Annotated in this window: 17 protein-coding genes and 1 pseudogene; 12 read left to right on the plus strand and 6 right to left on the minus strand. The window is 62.5% G+C overall.

All coding sequences use genetic code 11. The features are described from left to right. Window positions 1-82: 82 nt before the first annotated feature. Window positions 83-1,033: a homoserine kinase gene (locus QIY50_11145; protein WGV22669.1), complete on the minus strand. Its 951-nt coding sequence runs from the start codon at window positions 1,031-1,033 to the stop codon at window positions 83-85. A gap of 68 nt (window positions 1,034-1,101) precedes the next feature. Continuing rightward, the gene (locus tag QIY50_11150) at window positions 1,102-1,389 is read right to left on the minus strand and encodes a DUF2782 domain-containing protein (GenBank protein WGV22670.1); all 288 of its coding nucleotides are present in this window, start codon (window positions 1,387-1,389) and stop codon (window positions 1,102-1,104) included. A 75-nt stretch (window positions 1,390-1,464) separates the two neighbouring features. Here QIY50_11150 and polA point away from each other — a divergent pair, with 75 nt between their 5' ends. Beyond that, a complete protein-coding gene (gene polA / locus QIY50_11155) occupies window positions 1,465-4,212 on the plus strand; it encodes a DNA polymerase I (protein ID WGV22671.1) in 2,748 nt (915 codons plus the stop codon). Between the two features lie 428 nt (window positions 4,213-4,640). Here the strand turns inward: polA and yihA are convergent, their stop codons facing one another. Further along, on the minus strand, window positions 4,641-5,273 hold the full coding sequence (gene yihA / locus QIY50_11160) for a ribosome biogenesis GTP-binding protein YihA/YsxC (GenBank protein WGV22672.1): 633 nt from the start codon (window positions 5,271-5,273) through the stop codon (window positions 4,641-4,643). A 201-nt stretch (window positions 5,274-5,474) separates the two neighbouring features. Here yihA and QIY50_11165 point away from each other — a divergent pair, with 201 nt between their 5' ends. The 7 genes and pseudogenes from QIY50_11165 (at window position 5,475) to QIY50_11195 (ending at window position 12,708) form a co-directional block, all read left to right on the plus strand. Continuing rightward, a complete protein-coding gene (locus QIY50_11165; GenBank protein ID WGV22673.1) occupies window positions 5,475-5,777 on the plus strand; it encodes a c-type cytochrome in 303 nt (100 codons plus the stop codon). 31 nt (window positions 5,778-5,808) lie between these two features. Continuing rightward, the gene (locus QIY50_11170) at window positions 5,809-6,426 is read left to right on the plus strand and encodes a c-type cytochrome (protein WGV22674.1); all 618 of its coding nucleotides are present in this window, start codon (window positions 5,809-5,811) and stop codon (window positions 6,424-6,426) included. Between the two features lie 151 nt (window positions 6,427-6,577). Further along, window positions 6,578-7,210: a thiol:disulfide interchange protein DsbA gene (dsbA, locus tag QIY50_11175; protein WGV22675.1), complete on the plus strand. Its 633-nt coding sequence runs from the start codon at window positions 6,578-6,580 to the stop codon at window positions 7,208-7,210. 12 nt (window positions 7,211-7,222) lie between these two features. After that, a pseudogene (locus QIY50_11180) lies at window positions 7,223-8,078 on the plus strand (endonuclease/exonuclease/phosphatase family protein). Window positions 8,079-8,105: 27 nt separating this feature from the next. Next, window positions 8,106-9,974, plus strand: coding sequence for a diguanylate cyclase (locus QIY50_11185; protein ID WGV22676.1), 1,869 nt, complete (start codon window positions 8,106-8,108; stop codon window positions 9,972-9,974). An 80-nt stretch (window positions 9,975-10,054) separates the two neighbouring features. Next, window positions 10,055-10,843, plus strand: coding sequence for an N-acetylmuramoyl-L-alanine amidase (locus QIY50_11190; GenBank protein WGV22677.1), 789 nt, complete (start codon window positions 10,055-10,057; stop codon window positions 10,841-10,843). Window positions 10,844-11,103: 260 nt separating this feature from the next. Continuing rightward, a complete protein-coding gene (locus QIY50_11195; protein ID WGV22678.1) occupies window positions 11,104-12,708 on the plus strand; it encodes an EAL domain-containing protein in 1,605 nt (534 codons plus the stop codon). 47 nt (window positions 12,709-12,755) lie between these two features. On the opposite strand, the gene QIY50_11200 is transcribed toward QIY50_11195, so the two are convergent. From QIY50_11200 to algB, 3 genes are all read right to left on the minus strand, one after another. Next, entirely contained in the window at window positions 12,756-13,751 is a 996-nt protein-coding gene (locus QIY50_11200; GenBank protein ID WGV22679.1) for an IS110 family transposase, read from the minus strand. 390 nt (window positions 13,752-14,141) lie between these two features. Then, window positions 14,142-15,908, minus strand: a complete 1,767-nt coding sequence (locus QIY50_11205) for a KinB sensor domain-containing domain (protein ID WGV22680.1) — start codon at window positions 15,906-15,908, stop codon at window positions 14,142-14,144. 11 nt (window positions 15,909-15,919) lie between these two features. Beyond that, window positions 15,920-17,266, minus strand: a complete 1,347-nt coding sequence (algB, locus tag QIY50_11210) for a sigma-54-dependent response regulator transcription factor AlgB (GenBank protein WGV22681.1) — start codon at window positions 17,264-17,266, stop codon at window positions 15,920-15,922. Window positions 17,267-17,478: 212 nt separating this feature from the next. On the opposite strand from algB, the gene QIY50_11215 reads away from it, so the two are divergent. The 4 genes from QIY50_11215 (at window position 17,479) to QIY50_11230 (ending at window position 19,441) form a co-directional block, all read left to right on the plus strand. Next, window positions 17,479-18,300, plus strand: a complete 822-nt coding sequence (locus QIY50_11215) for a BON domain-containing protein (GenBank protein WGV22682.1) — start codon at window positions 17,479-17,481, stop codon at window positions 18,298-18,300. Between the two features lie 174 nt (window positions 18,301-18,474). Beyond that, entirely contained in the window at window positions 18,475-18,765 is a 291-nt protein-coding gene (locus QIY50_11220; GenBank protein ID WGV22683.1) for a hypothetical protein, read from the plus strand. 41 nt (window positions 18,766-18,806) lie between these two features. Continuing rightward, a complete protein-coding gene (locus QIY50_11225) occupies window positions 18,807-18,968 on the plus strand; it encodes a DUF1328 domain-containing protein (GenBank protein WGV22684.1) in 162 nt (53 codons plus the stop codon). 2 nt (window positions 18,969-18,970) lie between these two features. Beyond that, window positions 18,971-19,441 carry an inhibitor of vertebrate lysozyme family protein gene (locus QIY50_11230; GenBank protein ID WGV22685.1) on the plus strand — a complete coding sequence of 157 codons (471 nt, stop codon included), beginning with the start codon at window positions 18,971-18,973 and terminating at the stop codon, window positions 19,439-19,441. Window positions 19,442-19,880: the final 439 nt, after the last annotated feature.

Raw genomic sequence — 19,880 nt, forward strand, 5'->3', positions numbered from 1 at the left:
CGCTCCCACAGGGACAGCACAAATCTCAAGCCTGTCACCATACCTGTGGAAGCGGGTTTGCCCGCGAAGAAGCAAACGCGGTCTAGAGGGCAAACGGCAGGTGCAAGGCCACCTGCTGACGCTGCGCCAAACGCACTTCGAACTCGCTCGGGTCATGGATCATCACATCCATCCCGGCAAACGATTCCGCTGCAATCAGGCGCGACAGCCAGAAGCGCACGCAGCCTACCCGCAACATCTCCGGCCACAGCTCGGCTTCGGCGGCGGTGAACGGCCGGAGCGCCGCATAGGCCGCCAGCAATGCCTGGGCGCGTGGCACATCGATCGCGCCGTGTTCATCCAGGCACCAGTCGTTCACAGTGATGGCGATGTCATACAGCATCGGCCCGGAACAGGCATTGTAAAAGTCGATCACACCGGTCAGGTGGGTGCCTTCGAACATCACGTTGTCGCGGAACAGGTCGGCATGCAGGTTGGCCCGTGGAAGGGCCAGGATCTGCACCTTGTGTGCGCTGATTTCATCCAGTGCCGGCTGCAGCAGTGCGGCTTGCTCGGCGGTGAGACGCGGCAGCAGCTCGGCACCCGAGGCCAGCATCCAGTCCAGGCCGCGGTCGGTGCGGCGCTCGATGATGTGCTCGCGGGTGGCCAGGTGAATGTGCGCCAGTAGTTCGCCAACCTGTGCGCAGTGCTGGGCATTCGGTGCCTTGATGTGCTTGCCCGACAGCCGTGGCTGCAGCAGTGCCGGCTTGCCGCACAGCTCGCGCAGGCCGTTGCCGTCGCGGTCACGTATCGCATAGGGCACCGGCATGTCGGCAGCGTGCAGGGTATCGAGCAGCTCGATGAAGAACGGCATGTCCTCGCTGGGCCCACGCTCGATCAGCGTCAGGACGAACTCCCCCTGTTCGAGGCTGACGAAGAAATTGCTGTTCTCGGTGCCGGCGGCGATGCCCTGGAAATCGAGCAGACGACCCAGCGCGTACGGCGCCAGAAAGGTTTCCAGCTCAGGCCGGGTCACGGGGGTGAAAACTGACATGATGAAAATTTGCCCATACGGGCACTCCGCCGGGAAGTGCCGGGTTGATGTGAACGGTGCGCGTCAGATTACCACTCAAAGATCTTCCAGGACGGAATCAGCATGTCCGGCTGGTCGGATCGAATGAAATTGCCATCAGAGCCATCGGCGCGTACCAGGAAATAAGGCTTGCCGTTTTTCGGCGTGATCTTGATCGCATACAGGAACCCGTTCTGCCGGTACTCCTGGATGGTTTTGTCGCCTTCCGTGCGAATGGTCACCTCGGGATCGGCCGAGGGGGCGTCGTCCGCCGCCAGGGTGACGACAGGCATGGTTGCCAACAGACCGAGCAGTAACAGGCGATTGAGTGTACGCATGATAACCTTGTCCCTTTGTCGTCAATGATTCTGGCTATTCTAGCGCCGGACCCGTCGAAAAGGTTGATTCTGCTCATGAGCCAAGCGCCCCTCGTCCTGGTGGACGGTTCCTCCTACCTGTACCGCGCCTTCCATGCGCTGCCGCCGTTGACTACTTCCAAGGGCATGCCGACCGGGGCCGTGAAGGGCGTGCTGAACATGCTCAAGAGCCTGCGCAAGCAATACCCCGACAGCTTGTTCGCGGTGGTGTTCGACGCCAAGGGCGGTACTTTCCGCGATGCCATGTTCGCCGAATACAAAGCCAACCGCCCGAGCATGCCGGACGACCTGCGGGTGCAGATCGAGCCGCTGCACGCCAGCGTCAAGGCCTTGGGTTACCCGCTGCTGTGTGTCGAAGGGGTCGAGGCCGACGACGTGATCGGCACCCTGGCGCGCAGCAGTGCAGCCTTGCGCCGGCCGGTCATCATCTCGACCGGTGACAAGGACATGGCGCAGCTGGTGGACGGGCACATTACCTTGGTCAACACCATGACCGGAAGCGTGCTGGACGTGGCCGGCGTGCACGAGAAGTTTGGCGTCGGTCCGGAACACATCATCGACTTCCTGGCGCTGATGGGCGACAAGGTCGACAACATCCCCGGCGTGCCGGGTGTGGGCGAAAAAACCGCAGTGGGCCTGCTGACCGGCATCGGCGGCGGCCTCAGCGACTTGTACGCCAACCTGGACAAGGTTCCGACGCTGGCCATTCGCGGCGCCAAGACCCTGCCGGCCAAGCTTGAAGAGCATCGCGACGCCGCGTTCCTGTCTTATGAGCTGGCGACCATCAAGGTCGATGTACCCCTGGACATCGAAGTGGATGCCCTGGTGTGCGGCGAGCCGGACCGTGAAGCGTTGCTGGCGCTGTATACCGAGATGGAGTTCAAGAGCTGGGTCGCCGAGGTGCAACGCGACGCGGCCAAGGCCGGTGACGACATCGCGCCGCTGGCTGAGCCGGCGGCGAAGGTCGAGCCCAGGTACGAAACCATCCTCGACCAGGCCCGTTTCGACTTCTGGCTGGAGAAGCTGCGCCAGGCACCCCTGTTCGCCTTCGACACCGAGACCACCGGCCTGGACGCTCAGCAGGCGCAGCTGGTCGGCCTGTCGTTCGCCGTCGAGCCGCATGAAGCGGCCTATGTGCCGCTGGCCCACGACTATGAGGGGGCGCCGGTTCAACTGGACCGCGCTGCCGTGCTGCTGGCGCTGAAGCCGCTGCTGGAAGACCCGGCCAAGGCCAAGGTCGGGCAGAACGCCAAGTATGACATCAACATCCTCGCCAACGGCTCCCCCGCCATCGAAATGCGCGGCGTGGCCTACGACACCATGCTCGAGTCGTACGTGCTGAACTCAACGGCCACCCGTCACGACATGGACAGCCTGGCGCAGAAGTACCTCGACCACACCACCATCGCCTTCGAGGACATTGCCGGCAAGGGTGCCAAGCAGCTCACCTTCAACCAGATCCACCTGGACAAGGCCGGCCCCTACGCCGCCGAAGACGCCGACATCACCCTGCGCCTTCACCAGGCGCTGCAGGCGCGCCTGGCGCAGACGCCGAGCGTGCAACCGGTGCTGATGGACATCGAGATGCCGCTGGTGCCGGTGCTGGCCAGGATCGAGCGCCAGGGTGCGCTGGTCGATGCCGCGCTGCTGCAGGTGCAGAGCGGTGAGCTGGGAGAGAAGATGGCCGAGCTGGAGCAGCGCGCTTATGAGCTGGCCGGCGAGGCGTTCAACCTAGGCTCGCCCAAGCAGCTGGGTGCGATCCTCTATGACAAGCTGGGCATGCCGGTGCTGAGCAAGACCACCAAGGGCCAGCCATCCACTGCAGAAGCGGTGCTCGACGAACTGGCCGAGCAAGGCTATCCGTTGCCTGAGGTACTGATGCAGTACCGCAGCCTGAGCAAGCTCAAGAGCACCTACACCGACAAGCTGCCGGGGCAGATCAATCCGCGCACCGGGCGCATCCACACCTCCTACCAGCAGGCGGTGGCGGCCACCGGCCGGCTGTCGTCGAGCGACCCGAACCTACAGAACATCCCGATCCGTACCGCCGAAGGCCGGCGCATCCGCCAGGCTTTCATTGCCAGCCCGGGCTACAAGCTGCTGGCGGCGGACTACTCGCAGATCGAGTTGCGTATCATGGCCCACCTGGCCAAGGACGAAGGCTTGTTGCATGCCTTCCGCAACGACCTGGACGTGCACCGCGCTACGGCGGCGGAAGTATTCGGCGTAGCTCTGGAAGACGTCACCACCGACCAGCGCCGCAGTGCCAAGGCCATCAACTTCGGCCTGATCTACGGCATGAGCGCCTTTGGCCTGGCCAAGCAGATCGGCGTCGATCGCAAGCAGTCGCAGGATTATATCGACCGCTATTTCGCCCGTTACCCGGGCGTGCTGGCCTACATGGAGCGCACCCGCGCCCAGGCGGCAGAGCAAGGCTTTGTCGAAACCCTGTTCGGCCGCCGCCTGTACCTGCCGGATATCAATGCCAAGAACCCGGCCTTGCGCAAAGGCGCCGAACGTACGGCGATCAACGCGCCGATGCAGGGCACTGCGGCCGACATCATCAAGCGGGCCATGGTCAACGTGGATAACTGGCTGAGCGAGAGTGGGCTGGATGCCCGGGTGATTCTGCAGGTACACGACGAACTGGTGCTTGAAGTGCGCGAGGACCTGGTGGAGCAGGTGAAAGATGAAATTCGCCAGCACATGAGCAAGGCCGCGCAACTGGATGTGCCGCTGCTGGTCGAGGCAGGAATTGGCGCGAATTGGGACGAAGCTCACTGATCGGGCCGGGAAAGCTGTATAGGATCCATGGGGTAGGGATGCGGATCCTGGCACTGCTCAGTGCCAGTGGTGCTGAGCTTTCATGAAACTATCGCAAATAGTTTTCAGGGCTCTGGAACTAAACCAGTGAAGCGGAACTCAGAGTAACTGAATGGCTGGTGAAGCCTTTCGATGCTCCTATGTTGTGTTAAGTGTTGGCAGATATCTGGACCCCGCCCTAGCGGTCCGGACTTGGACCCCGAACTTCCCCCTCCCCATACGAAGTCCGGGGTTTTTTTTGCCCGGAATTTGGCTTGAGTCTGGTGATGAACACTGTGGGAGCGGGCGTGCCCGCGAACCTGGGCGAAGCCCAGGCCATGCTCCGCGCTGGATTCTTCGCGGGCACGCCCGCTCCCACAGTAATGTCCCCAGAGGGGGCGATGCAGGCCTCAGGCTACTGGTTTGTCTTCCAGCTCCATCCAGTCCGCCAGCACTCGGTAGGCCTCCTCCACGCCCAGGCGCTTGGGCGCCGAGAACAGTTGGATGGTCACGCCATCGCCCCAGCCCTTGCGGATTTCCGACTGCACCTTGAGCAGGGTGTTCTTGCCCGCGCCGTGGGTCAGCTTGTCAGCCTTGGTGAGCAGGATGTGCATCGGCATGCTGCTGGCCTTGGCCCAGTCGAGCATCATCTTGTCGAAGTCGGTCATCGGGTGGCGCACGTCCATCATCAGGATCACGCCACGCAGGCACTCCCGGCTGCCCAGGTAGGCTTCCAGGTGTTTCTGCCAGTGCTGCTTGAGCGGAATCGGGACTTTTGCATAACCGTAGCCCGGCAGGTCGACCAAACGCCGTTCATCGTCCAGACTGAAGAAATTCAACAGCTGGGTGCGCCCGGGGGTTTTCGAGGTGCGCGCCAGGCTGGCATGAGTCAGGGTATTGAGGGCGCTGGATTTGCCGGCGTTGGAGCGGCCGGCGAAAGCCACCTCGTAACCCTGGTCGTCCGGGCATTGTTCGACCTTGGCAGCGCTGAGGGCGAATTTGGCTTTCTGGCAGAGGCCGAGGATGGGGTTCTTGACTTGCATGGGATATCCGATGTGGGTGTTGCCTGACTCTTTGGGCCCGAGCCTGGCAAGCGGTGTCGTTTCCGTTTGGATGGCGGAAGTATATAATGCCCCAGTTTTTGTGTGCTCATTCTCCCGGCGAAGGAGAACGGGCATGGGGTGTCGAACAATAGCTCGCGCAACAGAACGCAGCGCGGCCCCCAACCCTGAAGGTCGTTCCGCATGGCGAAATGGCTGCTTGCTGTCGGTATGTTCCTGCCGTTTTACAGCGCACAGGCTACACAGGATCCCGAGGTGTTGTACAACCGCACGTGTGCGGCCTGTCACGCCGGGCAGTTGCCACAGGCACCCAGGCAGGGTGACCGGGCAGCATGGGAGCCAAGGCTGGCGCAAGGCATGGATGTACTGGTGAAGCACGTGACCCAGGGTTTCAAGGCTATGCCGCCGCGTGGATTGTGCATGGACTGCAGTGCCGAGGACTACCGTTTGGTCATCCTTTGGATGAGTGGCAGTCCCGATACATAACATTTCACCCTTAGCCGTGTTGGATTAGCTGATGAACAAACTAGTCGTGAGTCTGCTGTTGACCCTGGGTGTCGCAGGTGCGGCCACTGCTGCGCAACCCGTCAAAGGCGATGCCGCCGCCGGCCAGGCCAAGACTGCCGTCTGTGGCGCCTGCCACAACCCCGACGGCAACAGCCTGGCACCGAACTTCCCGAAACTGGCCGGCCAAGGTCAGCGCTACCTCGAAAAACAACTGCACGATATCAAGTCGGGCAAGCGAACCGTGCTGGAAATGACCGGCATGCTGGCCGCGTTCAGCGACCAGGACCTGGCCGATATCGCCGCCTACTTCTCCAGCCAGAAAGGCAGCGTGGGCGCCGCCGATCCCAAGCTGGTCGAACGCGGCCGGGCGCTGTTCAACGGCGGTGACCTGGAAAAAGGCATGCCTGCCTGCACCGGCTGCCACTCGCCGAACGGCGCGGGTATCGCCCTGGCCGGCTTCCCGCACCTGGGGGGGCAGCACGCGCAGTATGTAACCAAGCAGCTCACCGACTTCCGCGAAGGCAACCGCACCAACGATGGCGATGCCATGACCATGCGCACCATCGCCGGCAAGCTGAGCAACCACGACATCGAGGCGTTGGCCAGCTACATCCAGGGGCTGCATTAACTTTCAGTTAATGTTGCAGGCCAATGATTAAAGGGCGGCCGGACCGCCCTTTTTTCCGTCCGCAGCCGTTACACTACAGAACTCGGCCCCTTCCCGGCCTGTCTCAGTGCAGGTCGCGTCGTGGCGACCAATGACTGCCCAGGAGTAAAGCATGCGTAAACTGATTCTCAGCGCCGCGCTGGTCGCTGCCAGCGTACTCGGTATGACTGCCGTCCAGGCCGCCGAGCCTGTCGCCGGCAAGGAATACCTCGAGCTGAGCAACCCTGTTCCGGTTTCCGTGCCTGGCAAGATCGAAGTGGTCGAGCTGTTCTGGTATGGGTGCCCACACTGCTACCACTTCGAGCCGACCATCAACCCGTGGGTCGAGAAACTGCCCAAGGATGTCAACTTCAAGCGCGTGCCAGCCATGTTCGGTGGCCCATGGGATGCCCACGGCCAGATGTTCCTGACCCTCGAAGCCATGGGCGTCGAGCAGAAGGTGCACGCCGCAGTGTTCGATGCCATCCAGAACCAGCGCAAGCGCCTGACCGACCCGCAGGACATGGCCGACTTCCTCGCCACCCAGGGCGTGGACAAGGACAAGTTCCTCGCCACCTTCAACTCGTTCGCCATCAAAGGCCAGGTCAACCAGGCCAAGGAACTGGCGAAGAAGTACGAGATCACCGGCGTACCGAGCATGGTGGTCAACGGCAAGTACCGCTTCGACCTGGGTACCGCCGGCGGGCCGGAAGGCGTACTGAACGTTGCCGACCAACTGATCGACAAGGAGCGCGCCGCTAAGTAAGCGGCGTTACCCATGCGCCGCTTCAGAACCGCGCGTGGCATTGGCCTGCACCAGCCGCAGGTCAACGAACATCACCTGCAGGCCCCTGGCCTGCCCGAGGATGGTCGCCTGCGGCTGCTCAGCTTCAATATCCAGGTTGGCATCAGCACCGAGCGCTACCGGCATTATCTGACCCGCAGCTGGCAGCACCTGCTGCCGCACAACGGGCGTGCCGGCAACCTGCAGAAGATTCGGCCAACTGTTGGGCGACTTCGACCTGGTGGCCTTGCAGGAGGCCGATGGCGGCAGCCTGCGCTCGGGCTACGTCAACCAGGTCGAGCACCTGGCCCATCTTGGCGCTTTCCCCTACTGGTACCAGCAACTCAACCGAAACCTTGGCCGTTTTGCCCAGCACAGCAATGGCGTGCTCAGCCGCCTGAAGCCGCAGTTGCTCGAGGACCACCCGTTGCCTGGCCCGGCTGGGCGTGGCGCGATCCTGGTGCGTTTTGGCGAGGGTGAAGATGCGCTGATCGTGGTGATGATGCACCTGGCCCTCGGCGCAAAGACCCGCGCCCTGCAGCTGGGCTACATCCGCGAGCTGATTGGCGGCTACCGCCACCAGGTGCTGATGGGTGACATGAATACCCATGCTACCGACCTGCTGCAGCACTCACCGTTGCGCGACCTGGGCCTGATTGCCCCGCAAGTCGAGGCCACCTTCCCCAGCTGGCGCCCACAGCGTTGTCTGGACCACATCCTGCTCAGCCCAAGCCTCACGCTGGAGCGTGTCGAGGTGCTGGCGCAGCCGATTTCCGACCACCTTCCCGTTGCTGTCGAGATTCGATTGCCTGATGCATTGACTGTGGATACGCTGCCGGTCCTGAGCTAATTGCCATCACCGTTTGCGGACCCGGGCATGACTGAAGACGCTGAGCGCTGGAAAGAAAAATACCTGAAAAGCATCGAGCAGCAGGAAAAGCTCGAGCGCCGTTGGGACGCCCGTCTCGACCTGCTGCGCCGCGGCCTGGTACGCAGCACCCTGGCTGCCGAAGGCAGCGACAAGGTAGTGGACGAGTGCATGAAGGAAATGCGCGAGGTCATCCGCAGCGACAACATGGATGCCGGCCTTGCCGGGCTCATTCCGCGCCTTGAGAAAGCGGTGCTGGACTCCGAGCACCGCCGGGAAACCCGCATGAATCAGGTCAGCGATGCACTGGCCGCGCTGGTCGCTCAACTGCAAGGCCTGCCGCTGCCAAACGATGTATCGCGGCCGTTGAAAAAACTGGCGAAGAAGCTCGACGGTGGCGTGGCCCAGTCCCGCGACCTGCCGCCGTTGCTAGGTGAGTTGAGTGGCTTGCAGGGCCGTGCGCTGTCAGCGCTGGGCAAGTCGGAAGAAGACGCCCGGCCCGGGTTCCTGCAGCGTTTGTTCGGTAGCCGCGAGGATGACGCGCAAGGCCAGCCAGCCCTTGTGGCGCTGCCTGTTACCGAGGTGGCGCCGGGCAGGGTCGATGCCGACGACGTGGACGCGCTGCAGCCGCTGCCAGCTGTTGGCGAGGTGCCCGTGGCGCCCACACCCGAGCTGGAGGCTGCTGGCCCGGCGCTGATCGAAACGGCCGAACTGGAGCCAGCCCCGGAAGTTGCCGCCAGCGAGCCGCCAGCTGAAGCAGAACCGGTACAAACCCTCGAGGAAAGCTTCGGCGAAGACGGCCCCTATGCCCTGCCCTACGCGGTAGAGCCGCCTTACAGCCAGGTCGCCGCGCACATCGAGCATACCCTGATCGGTCTGCTCGATGACCTCAGCTTGCCGGAGCGGCACAAGGCCCAGGCACTGAACATGCGCGAGCGGGTGGCCCGCGGCTTGAACTGGTATGAGCTGATCCCCGTGCTGGATGACCTGGCGGTGCTCATGCTGGCGATCACTGACAGCGGCCAGCACGAATTCGAAACCTACCTGCAGCAGCTCAACGAACGGCTGGAAGGTTTCCAGAGCCACCTGCACGAGGCCAGCGCCGGTCATGCCGACAACAGCTCGGCCGCCCGCGAACTGGATACCCAGTTGCGTGAGCACGTCGATGGGCTGCAGAGCAGTGTGCAAGGTGCCGCCGATGTGGACAGCCTCAAGCACATTCTGGAAAACCGCCTGGAAGGCCTGCTGGTGACCATGGACGAGCACAAGCACGAGCGCGATCGCCGCGAGCAGGAGCTGGCCGGGCGCCTGCAAGGGCTGTCGGAACGGGTGGCGAACATGGAGCAGGAGGCGCTCGGCTACCGCGAGCACCTGGAAGAGCAGCGCCAGAAGGCCCTGCTCGATCCCCTTACCGGCCTGCCCAACCGCGCGGCGTGGAGCGAGCGGGTCGAGCGAGAGATACTCGAATGGCAGGCGCACGGCGGTCATCTGGCGATGGCGATCCTCGATCTGGACCATTTCAAGCGTATCAACGACGGCTATGGGCACCTGGCCGGGGACAAGGTACTGAAGATCGTCGCCGACCAGTTGCGCAAGCGCCTGCGCAGCCGTGATTTCATCGCCCGCTTTGGCGGCGAGGAGTTTGTCCTGCTGCTGCCGCAGACCTCGCCGGCCGTCGCCGCCCAGATGGCCGAGGCGCTGCGGGCCGCGGTCGAGGCATGCCCGTTCCACTTCAAGGGCGAAAGGGTGGTGATCACCACGTCCATCGGCCTGGGTGCATTCCGTTCTGGCGAGCGCGGTGACCAGGTGCTCAAGCGCGCAGATGCGGCGCTCTACCGGGCCAAGGAGTTGGGGCGCAATCGCGTGGAACAGGCATAGCCGCCAGCCGCAGACTCGCGGCAAGCACGCCCCTTGGCGAGCACGTTATACTGTAGCGCTCATTAGCTGAGGCCATTGACGTGCTTTCCACGCTTAAAAAAACCCTGATTTCCTTCCTGCTGTTATCTGTTGCCGGTTGCTCGACGGGCCTGCGCATCGACCGTAGCCACCCTTCGGCCAATCAGGACAACCGCATCCAGTTCGTTGTCCTGCACTACACCAATGCTTCGCTGGAGCGTTCCCTGGCGTTGCTCACCCATGGCGAAGTAAGCAGCCATTATCTGATCGGTGACGGCCCGGCGACGGTGTACCAGCTGGTGGATGAAAGCCGCCGCGCCTGGCATGCCGGTGATAGCCAGTGGCAGGGGCGAACCTGGCTGAACTCATCCTCCATTGGTATCGAAATCGTCAACCCGGGCTTCACCGACACGCCGAATGGCCGGGTCTGGCACCCTTATAGCGAAACGCAGGTCCAGTCACTGATCGCGCTGCTCAAGGACATCGTCAAACGTAACAACATCGAGCCACGGCACATCATTGGCCACAGCGATATCGCGCCGCTGCGCAAGCTGGACCCGGGGCCGCTGTTCCCGTGGAAGCGCCTGGCCGACGCCGGGCTGGGTGTCTGGCCGGACGCCAATGCCGTGGCACGGCAGCAGGCCTATTTCAGCGTCAACCCGCCCAGCGTTGGCTGGTACCAGCAGGAGCTGGCGCGGTTTGGCTATGCGATCGAGCAGACTGGGGTACTGGATGTTGCCACCCGCCATGTAATCGCCGCGTTCCAGATGCGTTTCCGCCCGCAGCGCTTCGATGGCATGCCGGATGCGCAGACGGCGGCGATGCTGCAAGTGCTCAACCGGATGCGTTGAGCCGTCAGCGAGGCTACGCGGACGCTGTGGGAGCGGGCGCGCCCGCGAACACCGGCGTAGCCGGTGCCAGCCACCGCGTTTACTTCTTCGCGGGCACGCCCGCTCCCACAGGGTCCGTGTCGCGCTTGCATACCGAGTTCTCTGCGCGACAGCGCAGCCTTGGGAGGTGGCCAATATCCCAACAAGGAAACGAAGCGCCCAACGGCGAAGGTGATTCCTGATCCAGTTGCTATACCTTAGTTATCAACCGGATGCCTTCGATGTCAGCCCTCATCGCCTTGCTGCGCCAAATTTTTTACCGTCCCTGGATGCTGGCCACATTGGCAGCACTGGCCAGCGCGGCACTGTTGCTTTCTGCCAGCATCGGCATTGCCTTGCAACAGATGAAGCAAAGCGAGAGTGCACAGATGAATGCCCAGGGCGAACGCTTTCTCGAGCGCCTCGAGCAGGTGTTCGGCCAGTTGCGCGAAGGGGTCGACCTGCTGCAGGCGCAGCCCTTGCGCGGCTGCAGCCCGGCGATGCTGACGGCATTGCAGCAGGTAGGCCTGAGTTCACGCTTCATTTATGAAGCCGCCTACGTGGACGGTGATGTCGTGTGCTCCAACCGCGGTGATGAGCGCGCGTTCGAGCCGTTGCGCGCCCCCGATATCCAGGGGCCGACCTACAGCTACTGGCTGAACACCACGACCGAACCGAACGAGAACCTGGCCGCGCTGATGCTGGGGCGGGGCAAGTTCGTGGTGTCCACCTCCCGTGGGCACCTGACCGATGTAGTCGACCTGCCACCGGGCGGAAGCCTGGTGGTGGTGCTGGACCACGGCACCCGGGCGATCCCCGTGCTGGGCCCACCGCAGGTATGGCCGCCGCCCTCGGCCTGGTCGACCAGCCACAAGGCGCTGCTCGAACTCAGCGACCGCCTGATCTATCGCATGCCAACCAAGTCGCCGGATTACCAGTTGGTGCTTATCGCCCCACGGGCGAGTCTGCCGTTGAGGATGAACGGCATGCTCTGGCTGCTGTTCCCTGGCAGTGTACTGGCAGCCTGCTGCATCGGTTGGCTGGTGCTGCAACTGATCCTGCAGCGGCGCTCGATGAGCTCGGAACTGCAAAATGCCTTGCGCCGCGGCGAGCTGCAGGTGCTCTACCAGCCGATCTTCGAGCTCGACAGCCGGCGCTGTGTGGGGGCCGAGGCCCTGGTGCGCTGGCGTCGCCCGGATGGCACCCTGACCAGCCCGGACCTGTTCATTCCGCTGGCGGAGAACACCGGGCAGATTCGGCAGATCACCGACTTTGTCCTGCAGCGTGTGCTGGAGCAACTCGGGCAGTTGCTGCGCTCGCACCCAAACTTGTACATTTCGGTGAACCTGGCGGCCTGCGATGTGATGGTGCCGCGCATTGGCCGGGTGGCGGCGCGCTTGCTGGCGTTGCACCGGGTGGCGGCCAGCCAGATTGCCTTCGAAGTGACTGAGCGCGGGCTGATCGACGTGGTGGTGGCCCGCGACAACCTGCAGGCGCTGCGCGCGGTGGGGCATCAGGTGCTGATCGATGACTTTGGTACGGGCTACTGCAGCCTGGCCTACCTGCAGACCCTGCCAGTGGACTGCCTGAAGATCGACAAGGCCTTTATCGATGCCTTGGGACACGATGCCGCCAGCAGCGGTGTTGCCCCGCATATCATCCGCATGGCTCATGACCTGCACTTGCGGGTGATTGCCGAAGGCATCGAGTGTGAAGACCAGGCTGTGCTGCTGAACAGCGAAGGGGTCAATTATGGCCAGGGCTGGCTGTTTGCGCGGCCACTCAATGCCCGGCAGTTTGCCGAACTGGTGACCCGCGGACAGCTGCCGCGGCGGGTTGAGCATTGAGCGATTGCTGCTGGCCTGCGAGATCCCTGTAGATACTCTGTTGGCGGTCAAGCTTTTCTGAGGTGTTCAGAGCTGAAAAGCTTGGCCGTATCAAATGGCTCATCCCCGCGCATACATGCCCAGATGCCTGTCAGGTACTTGCGCATGACAGCAGCGATAGCCTGCATTTTCTTCTTGCCCCTGTTGACCAACGACTCGTAAAAAGCCTTCGCATAAGGGTCGCAGCGCACTGCGGTCAAGGCAGGCATGTACATGGCTGCCCGTAGATAAGCATTCCCACTTTTGCCGAGTCTGCCGGGCTTATCAATGCTCGTTCCCGATTGGGTCTGTCGAACATCGAGACCCGCGTGGCGAGCTACCTGCGAGGACTTGAGCATTTGAGGAAGGATGGTCAGTTCAGCCAATGCCGCAAGTGCAGAGACTTCTCCCATCCCAGGCCCTGCGAGCAGCTGCTTGTACTGCCGAGTAAGCGTCGGACACTGGGCGACCAGCTCGCGGCCCGCCTTACGAAAGCGCTCAATTCGATTATCCAGTGAAGCAATCGCTTCCTCCTGATCCTCGATCAGCATCGACACGGTTGTAGCGGTCGCCTGCAATGCATGCAGTTCGTTCTTCGCCCTTGTACGATGCCCCACCAAACGATTGATGTGTCGCCCCAGAGCCCTCAGTTCAAGCTGCACAAGGCTTGGAGGTGTCCACAAGCGCGGTGTCATACGCTCGCCGTACTCGGACAGCAGTTGAGCATCTATTGCATCGGTCTTGCTGTTCACCAGCATCAGTTTGGCGAAATTGTGGAAGCTCTTGGGGTTGATCACGGATACAGGGAGGTCAGCCGCATGTAGCTCAAGGGCCAAGTCCAGGTAATAGATTCCGGTCGCCTCCATCACGATCGACTTGGGTTTGAGTGCCAGCAGCTTTTTCACCGCAGCCTTACGGCCTGCAGGGGTTTGAGCGATATCCCACTGTCCGGCCGGACGCCCATCTTTACGCACCCCAACGACCGAAGTACGTGAGCCGATATCGACGCCAACCCAGACACTCATTCCTTCCCTCTCCCAAGCGAGTTAGGTAACAATGGCCTCCGGTTCCCCGACCTCGAACTTCATGCTGCTGCAACCTTGTAATGCGAAGTCCGACTTGTCGGCTTCTCGATACTCTTCGCAGTGGGGCAATGAGGCGGGGGGCCTCTCTACATACAAGGTCAGGGGCAATACCTGCCTTCAGGAGCGATCGGCCTCCCCGGAAGTGCTTCTTCAGCCCGACGAGAATAACCTCTCCCGCTAGGCCAGACACAACATACAAGGAGCGGCCTTGTGTCGCGATGGGCTGCAAAGCAGCCCCAGGATCCAGGCCACAGTGCATAAATCGCAGGGGGCTGCTGCGCAGCCCATCGCGACACAAGGCCGCTCCTGCAAGGGGCGTGTCACGAGCCGTCAGACCGGCAGCGCCATGTAGAACTGGGTCCCCTGCCCTGGCCGGGAAAACACGCCCATGCGCCCGCCATGCAGCTGCACGATCTCTTTACACAAGGCCAGCCCCAACCCCGCGCCGCCTTTCTTGCGCCCTACCTGGACAAAGGGTTCGAAGATGCGGCCTTGTTGCCCATAGGCAATGCCCTCGCCGTTATCTTCGACACTGATGATCACCCGTTCCGCATGCCGTCGTGCGTGCAGGCGGATACGCCCGCCGCTGGCGGTATGGCGGATGGCATTGTGCAACAGGTTATCCAGCACCCGGTCCAGCTGGGTGACATCGGCCTGGATACGCGGCAGCGGCGGCTCCAGTTCGGTGATCAACTCGATCTGCTTGTGCGCCGCCGGTTCGGCAAAGCGCTGTTGTGCGCGCTCCAGCAGCTCGTCGATGGCGCACGGGGCCAGGTCGAGCTTCTGCATTCCGCTCTGGTAGCGGCTGAAGTTGAGCAGGTCGTTGATCAACTGGGTCAGGCGCTGCATTTCCTCGCCGATGGTTTCCAGCAGGTCATGCTCGCGCGCCTCGGGGGGGAACCTGAGCCGCTCGCGCAACAGGCCGAAGGCCATGTGCATCCCGGTCACCGGGGTACGCAGCTCGTGGGAAGCGCGCAGCACGAACTCGCTGCGCACGCGTTCGAAGGCTCGCTGCTCGGTGACATCGTGCAGCACCATCACCGCACCAAGGATCGGCCCTTGGGGATGGCTGACCGGGGTAAGGCTGTAGGCGAGCAGGCGCGTTTCGTCATCGACCTCAATGCTCAGGTCGTCCGGCTGGCGGTCCAGATTGCCGCCGCGCAGCACCTGGCGTAGCTGCTGTTCCAGCTCCGGGCGCTGCAGGGCTTCGGCCAGGCTGCTGCCGACACGGCTGTCGGTCCAGCCCAGCTGGCGCTGTGCTACTGGGTTGAGGTGTTCCAGGCGGCCTTGGCGGTTAATGATCAGCAGGCCATCGTCAATGCTGTCCAGTACCGCCTGCAAGCGTTGCTGGCCGGCCAGGAGCTCGTCGACGTTGGTGGCCTGGTGCTTGCGCAAGGCTTCTGCCATCAAGCCGAAGCGGCGGGTCAGCTGGTTCAGTTCGGTGGCCTGGGTGACCGGCAGGGTGACGTCGAAATTGCCCTTGCCAAGTTGATCGGCCGCCTGGGCCAAGGCTTCGATCGGCTGGCCGAAGCGCCGGGCGATGTTGTGCGCAGTAATGAAGCCCAGGACCAGCACCACCAGGCCCATCAGGCCAAGTACGCCGCTGACCAGCAGGGCATGGTCGCGGGTGTGCTCCTCACTGCGGGTGATGTGTTCCAGGGCCTCCTTGTGCGATTCGATCAGGTCGGTGCGCACCTGGTTGAACGCGGCGCCCAGGGGCTGCTCCACGCCCATGCTACGGGCCGGCGCCGGGCTATCGCGGTAGGCCTGGAGGAAGGCCTGGTAATTGCTGCTGGCCTTGCTGAAGCCCGTGCGCTCGCCGCCTTGTTCCAGCCCTTGGTTGAGCAGCATCTGAAAGTTGTCCTGCAGCAGCCGCAGGCTCTCCGGGGCGGTGTCTTCATCAAGGATAAGGGTCAGCTGTTCGCCAAGGTTCTGGCGCAATTTCAGCCCTACCTCCAGGGCGTGGGTGGTATCGCGCACCAGCCGCTGCTGCACCGTAGCCATCTGCAGCACGCTGACCAGGCCCAGCAGCAACCCGAGCAGGGCCACCGTGACCAGCGCCGAAATGCTGAGAAAAAGCCGCGTGCGCAGCTTCATGGGCGGCCACCTCACAGGTTGTACTGCTTGCGTTTGCGGTACAGGGTGGAGGCATCGATCCCCAGGGTCTTGGCGGCCTGGTCCAAGGTGTCGCTGGCGGCCAGCACCGCACCGATATGGGCGCGTTCCAGTTCATCCAGGCTCAGCGCTGCGCCGACACGCGGGGCGTTGCTGGCCGGCTGCTCGCCCATGCCCAGGTGGCTGATTTCCACACGCTCCTGCGGGCAGATGATGCTGGCCCGCTCCACCACGTTGCGTAATTCTCGAATATTGCCGGGCCAGCGGTAGTTGAGCAGGGCCGTGCGGGCTTCATCACTGAAGCCGCGGGCAGGCCGGGAGTATTCCTTGACGAAGCGGGCGAGAAAGCGGTCGGCCAGGGTCAGGATGTCTTCGCTGCGCTCGCGCAGCGGCGGCAGGTGCAAGGTGATGACGTTCAGGCGATACAGCAGGTCTTCACGGAAGCGGCTTTCGCGCACCATCTCTTCGAGGTTGAGGTTGGTGGCGGCGAGGATACGCACATCGGCGCGGCGAGTGACCGGGTCACCGACGCGCTCGTATTCTTTGTCCTGGATGAAACGCAGCAGTTTGGGCTGCAAGGTGAGTGGGAAATCGCCGATTTCGTCGAGGAACAGCGTACCCCCATCAGCCTGGTTGACTCGCCCCAAGGTACTTTCGCTGGCTCCGGTGAAGGCGCCGCGGGTGTGGCCGAACAACTCGCTTTCCATCAGCTCGGCGTTCAGCGATGGGCAGTTGATGGTCACGCAGGCTTTGCGCGCGCGCTTGCTCCAGCCATGGATGGCTCGGGCCAGCTCACCTTTACCGGTGCCCGACTCGCCCAGGATAAGGATGTTGGCGTCGGTGGTGGCGACCTGGCGGGCGGTTTCCAGCACCGCCATCATCGCCGGGCTGTGCGAGTCGAGGCCGTCTTTGGGTTTGCGAACCTCACCTTCCAGGGCCTCCAGGCGAGCAGAAAGCTGACGCACTTCCAGCTGCTTGGCGGTAGCCAGGCGCAGCTGGTCGGGGCTGCACGGTTTGACCAGGTAATCGGCGGCACCGGCCTGGATCGCGTCCACCGCCGTGTCGATCGCCGAGTGCGCGGTGACGATCACTACTCGCATCCAGGGCGCCTGAATACGCATCTGCGCCAGCACATCGAGGCCGTTGTCTTCGCCCAGGCGCAGATCAAGGAAGCATAGGTCGAATACCTGTCGCTGCAGCAGGGTTTCGGCTTGGGCGGCGCTGTTGGCCGTGGCCACGCTATAGCCTTCATCCTCCAGGCAGTAGCGGAAGGTGCGCAGGATCGCGGACTCGTCATCCACCAGCAGAATGCGGCCTTGGTTGTCCTGGGCTGATTCCATTTCCTACGCTCCTTTGGGATAGATCTTCATTTAGTGTGGGAAAAATCGGGCAAGTTGCATGGTCCATTGTGAAGGAACCTGTCCTTTGCATGCTAGCCAATGGCCCATCAGCGCCTTTAGGCCGCGATATCCCGATGATTTCCTTAGAGGTCGTCGATGGCACATTGGTTGCGAGGATTTTCAGCTTTTGCTTCACAAAAGGAGGCCCTGCCATGTCCTTGTCTATCCGCGCCGCCGTGCTGACAGCCACCTTGTTGCCGGTGTTCACCCCGGTATTCGCCGACCCGGTGCAGGACGCCCGCCTGGAGGGGGCCCTGCAAACTGCCCTGTCTCTGAACCGCATGCTCGACCCGTTCCGTATCGAGGTCGAGGTGGACGGCAAGCAGGCGCGGCTTTCCGGTGAGGTGGAGAACGACGTCGAGCGCCAGTTGGCCGAGCATGTAGCCCTGGCTACCCGTGGCATCGAACACGTGGACAACCAGCTGCGGGTCAATGCCCGGCTGGTGGAGCGCCCGCTGGAGCTGCGTGCCTACGCTCAGCGCCTGGAGGATGCCACCTTGGCCGCAGTGATCCGTGCGCGGTTGCTTTGGAGTCGCACCACCGAGAAGGCGCCTATAGATGTACAAAGCAGCGAAGGTGTAGTGACCCTGCGCGGCAAGGTGGACAGTGCCGAGGCCAAGGAGCTGGCAGGGGTGGTAGCGCGCACCACCGAGGGCGTGCACCTGGTCAACAACCTGGTCAGCCTCGATACCGCCGCCATGGCCAAGGCCCGGGAAAACCCGGTGGGAGCGCCGACCGGGCCGCAACCGAGCGATAGCTGGATCATCGACAAGATCCAGAACAGCTACCGTTTCAGCCGCAACCTCGATGGCCTGAACCTGAAAGTGGCAAGCGAAGAAGGCCTGGTTCGGCTGTCGGGCGAGGTGGTCAGCAGCGAGCAGAAAACCATTGCGGTGGAGATCGCCCGGCAGATCATTGGCGTGCGCGGGGTGGATGCCGACCTGCTCAAGGTGGCGACCAAGGTCGAGGGCTGATCGTGCAATTCGCACGACGGCCAGTGCGGCATCGTGCAGGATACGTCCTTTCCGATCTTGCGCAATGTACGTAAACCTTTGATTTAAAAGGATTTTTATTCCGGAGAAAGACTGGCACGCAGGCTGCAATTACCTGTTCAGGTTTGAACAAGAATTACAGCAGGAGGAGCCGGCATGAACCGCAGATCCGTCAACCGCTCGCAGAGCGCCGCACTGCCTCTGCGCCAGATGCTGTCACTCGGCCTGGCGCTGCTGCTGACCTTGGCCGCTGGCCTCTTCTATTACAGCTGGCAGACCGCGCGCCTGGCCGAGCAAGTGGCGGCGCAGACCGCCCTGTTGACGCAGATTCAGGCAACCCGTGCCAACACCCTGATCAAAGCCGCCGACCCGCTGCCAACCGGGCAGGCCACTGGCTCACCGGCCACTCTGAATAATGTCGTACCCCAGGATCGCTGGGTGTTCTGATCGCCGGCCGGACCGATTCCGAAAAAGAAAGGAGAACCACCATGCTGAGTTGGGCTATCACTTTCCTCATCATCGCCATTGTCGCCGCCGTACTGGGCTTCGGTGGTATTGCGGGCGCTGCCACGGGTATCGCGAAGATTCTGTTCATCGTCTTCCTGGTGCTGTTCGTAGCCTCTTTCTTCTTTGGACGTGGACGAGGTTGAAGATGGGCAGCAAGCGTTGGACAGCCTTGGCTGCCGCCCTGTTAATGGGTGGCAGCGCGACGGCAATGGCGGCCAATGACGGCCAGGTCCGGGTCGACCAGCTGCTCGGCTCGGACCCGGAGTACCGGGAAACCTGGCAGGACACTATCAAAGGCGAGGAACGCCTGCCCGATTGGGTAGTCAATCTGACCGGCAGTGCCCAGCAGCAGATGTCCGCCGTTACCGAGGATGGCGACAAATACCTGGTCGGCCCGTTGTGCGAAGGCCAGGACAACTGCACTTACAAGCGCCTGATCGTGGCATTCAGCTGGGACAAGGACGATGCCTACGGGATGCTCGTGGAAGTACCCGAAGGTTTGCCGAACGACAAGTCGCCCACTCGCCATGCGCAGTACCGCTGGCTGGGTGAGCCGGATGATGGCATGAAGGCAATGTTGAAGGAGCAGCTGAAGCGTGACCCGAACTGGTACTGAGGGTTTGCACCCGGTACGGATGAAAAGTCATGCACTGTCACATAATAGAAGCTGAACCTTTCTATATTTCAGCCTTCTATGATGCGCCGCCCCGAGGAGGGGCTGCACATGACCAAGGGGCCGGGCTGTTCTGATTGTTGCAGGATCGGAGTGGCCTAGGGGTACAGGGAGTGCCTCCAGCAATGGGCCGGGTCAGGAAAGGCGGAATCGGAAGTTTCAGGTCGGCGGTGTCATTGGGGCACCTGGCCAGACCTGGCTTCCGAGGAGCCATGTAGGACACGTCTCTTTCCCTGCGCGATTTCCTCTCCGAGACACATTTTGTCTCGACCGTACATCAACTTTTTTTCGACCAGTGTGGCGCTTGTTCAAGCGGCATATCAGCCATTCGGTTTGTCGAACAGGTCATCTTCTCTGTGCTTTTCGCCCTGCCAAATCTGCC

This window comes from Pseudomonas putida (assembly GCA_029953615.1).
GTDB lineage: Bacteria > Pseudomonadota > Gammaproteobacteria > Pseudomonadales > Pseudomonadaceae > Aquipseudomonas.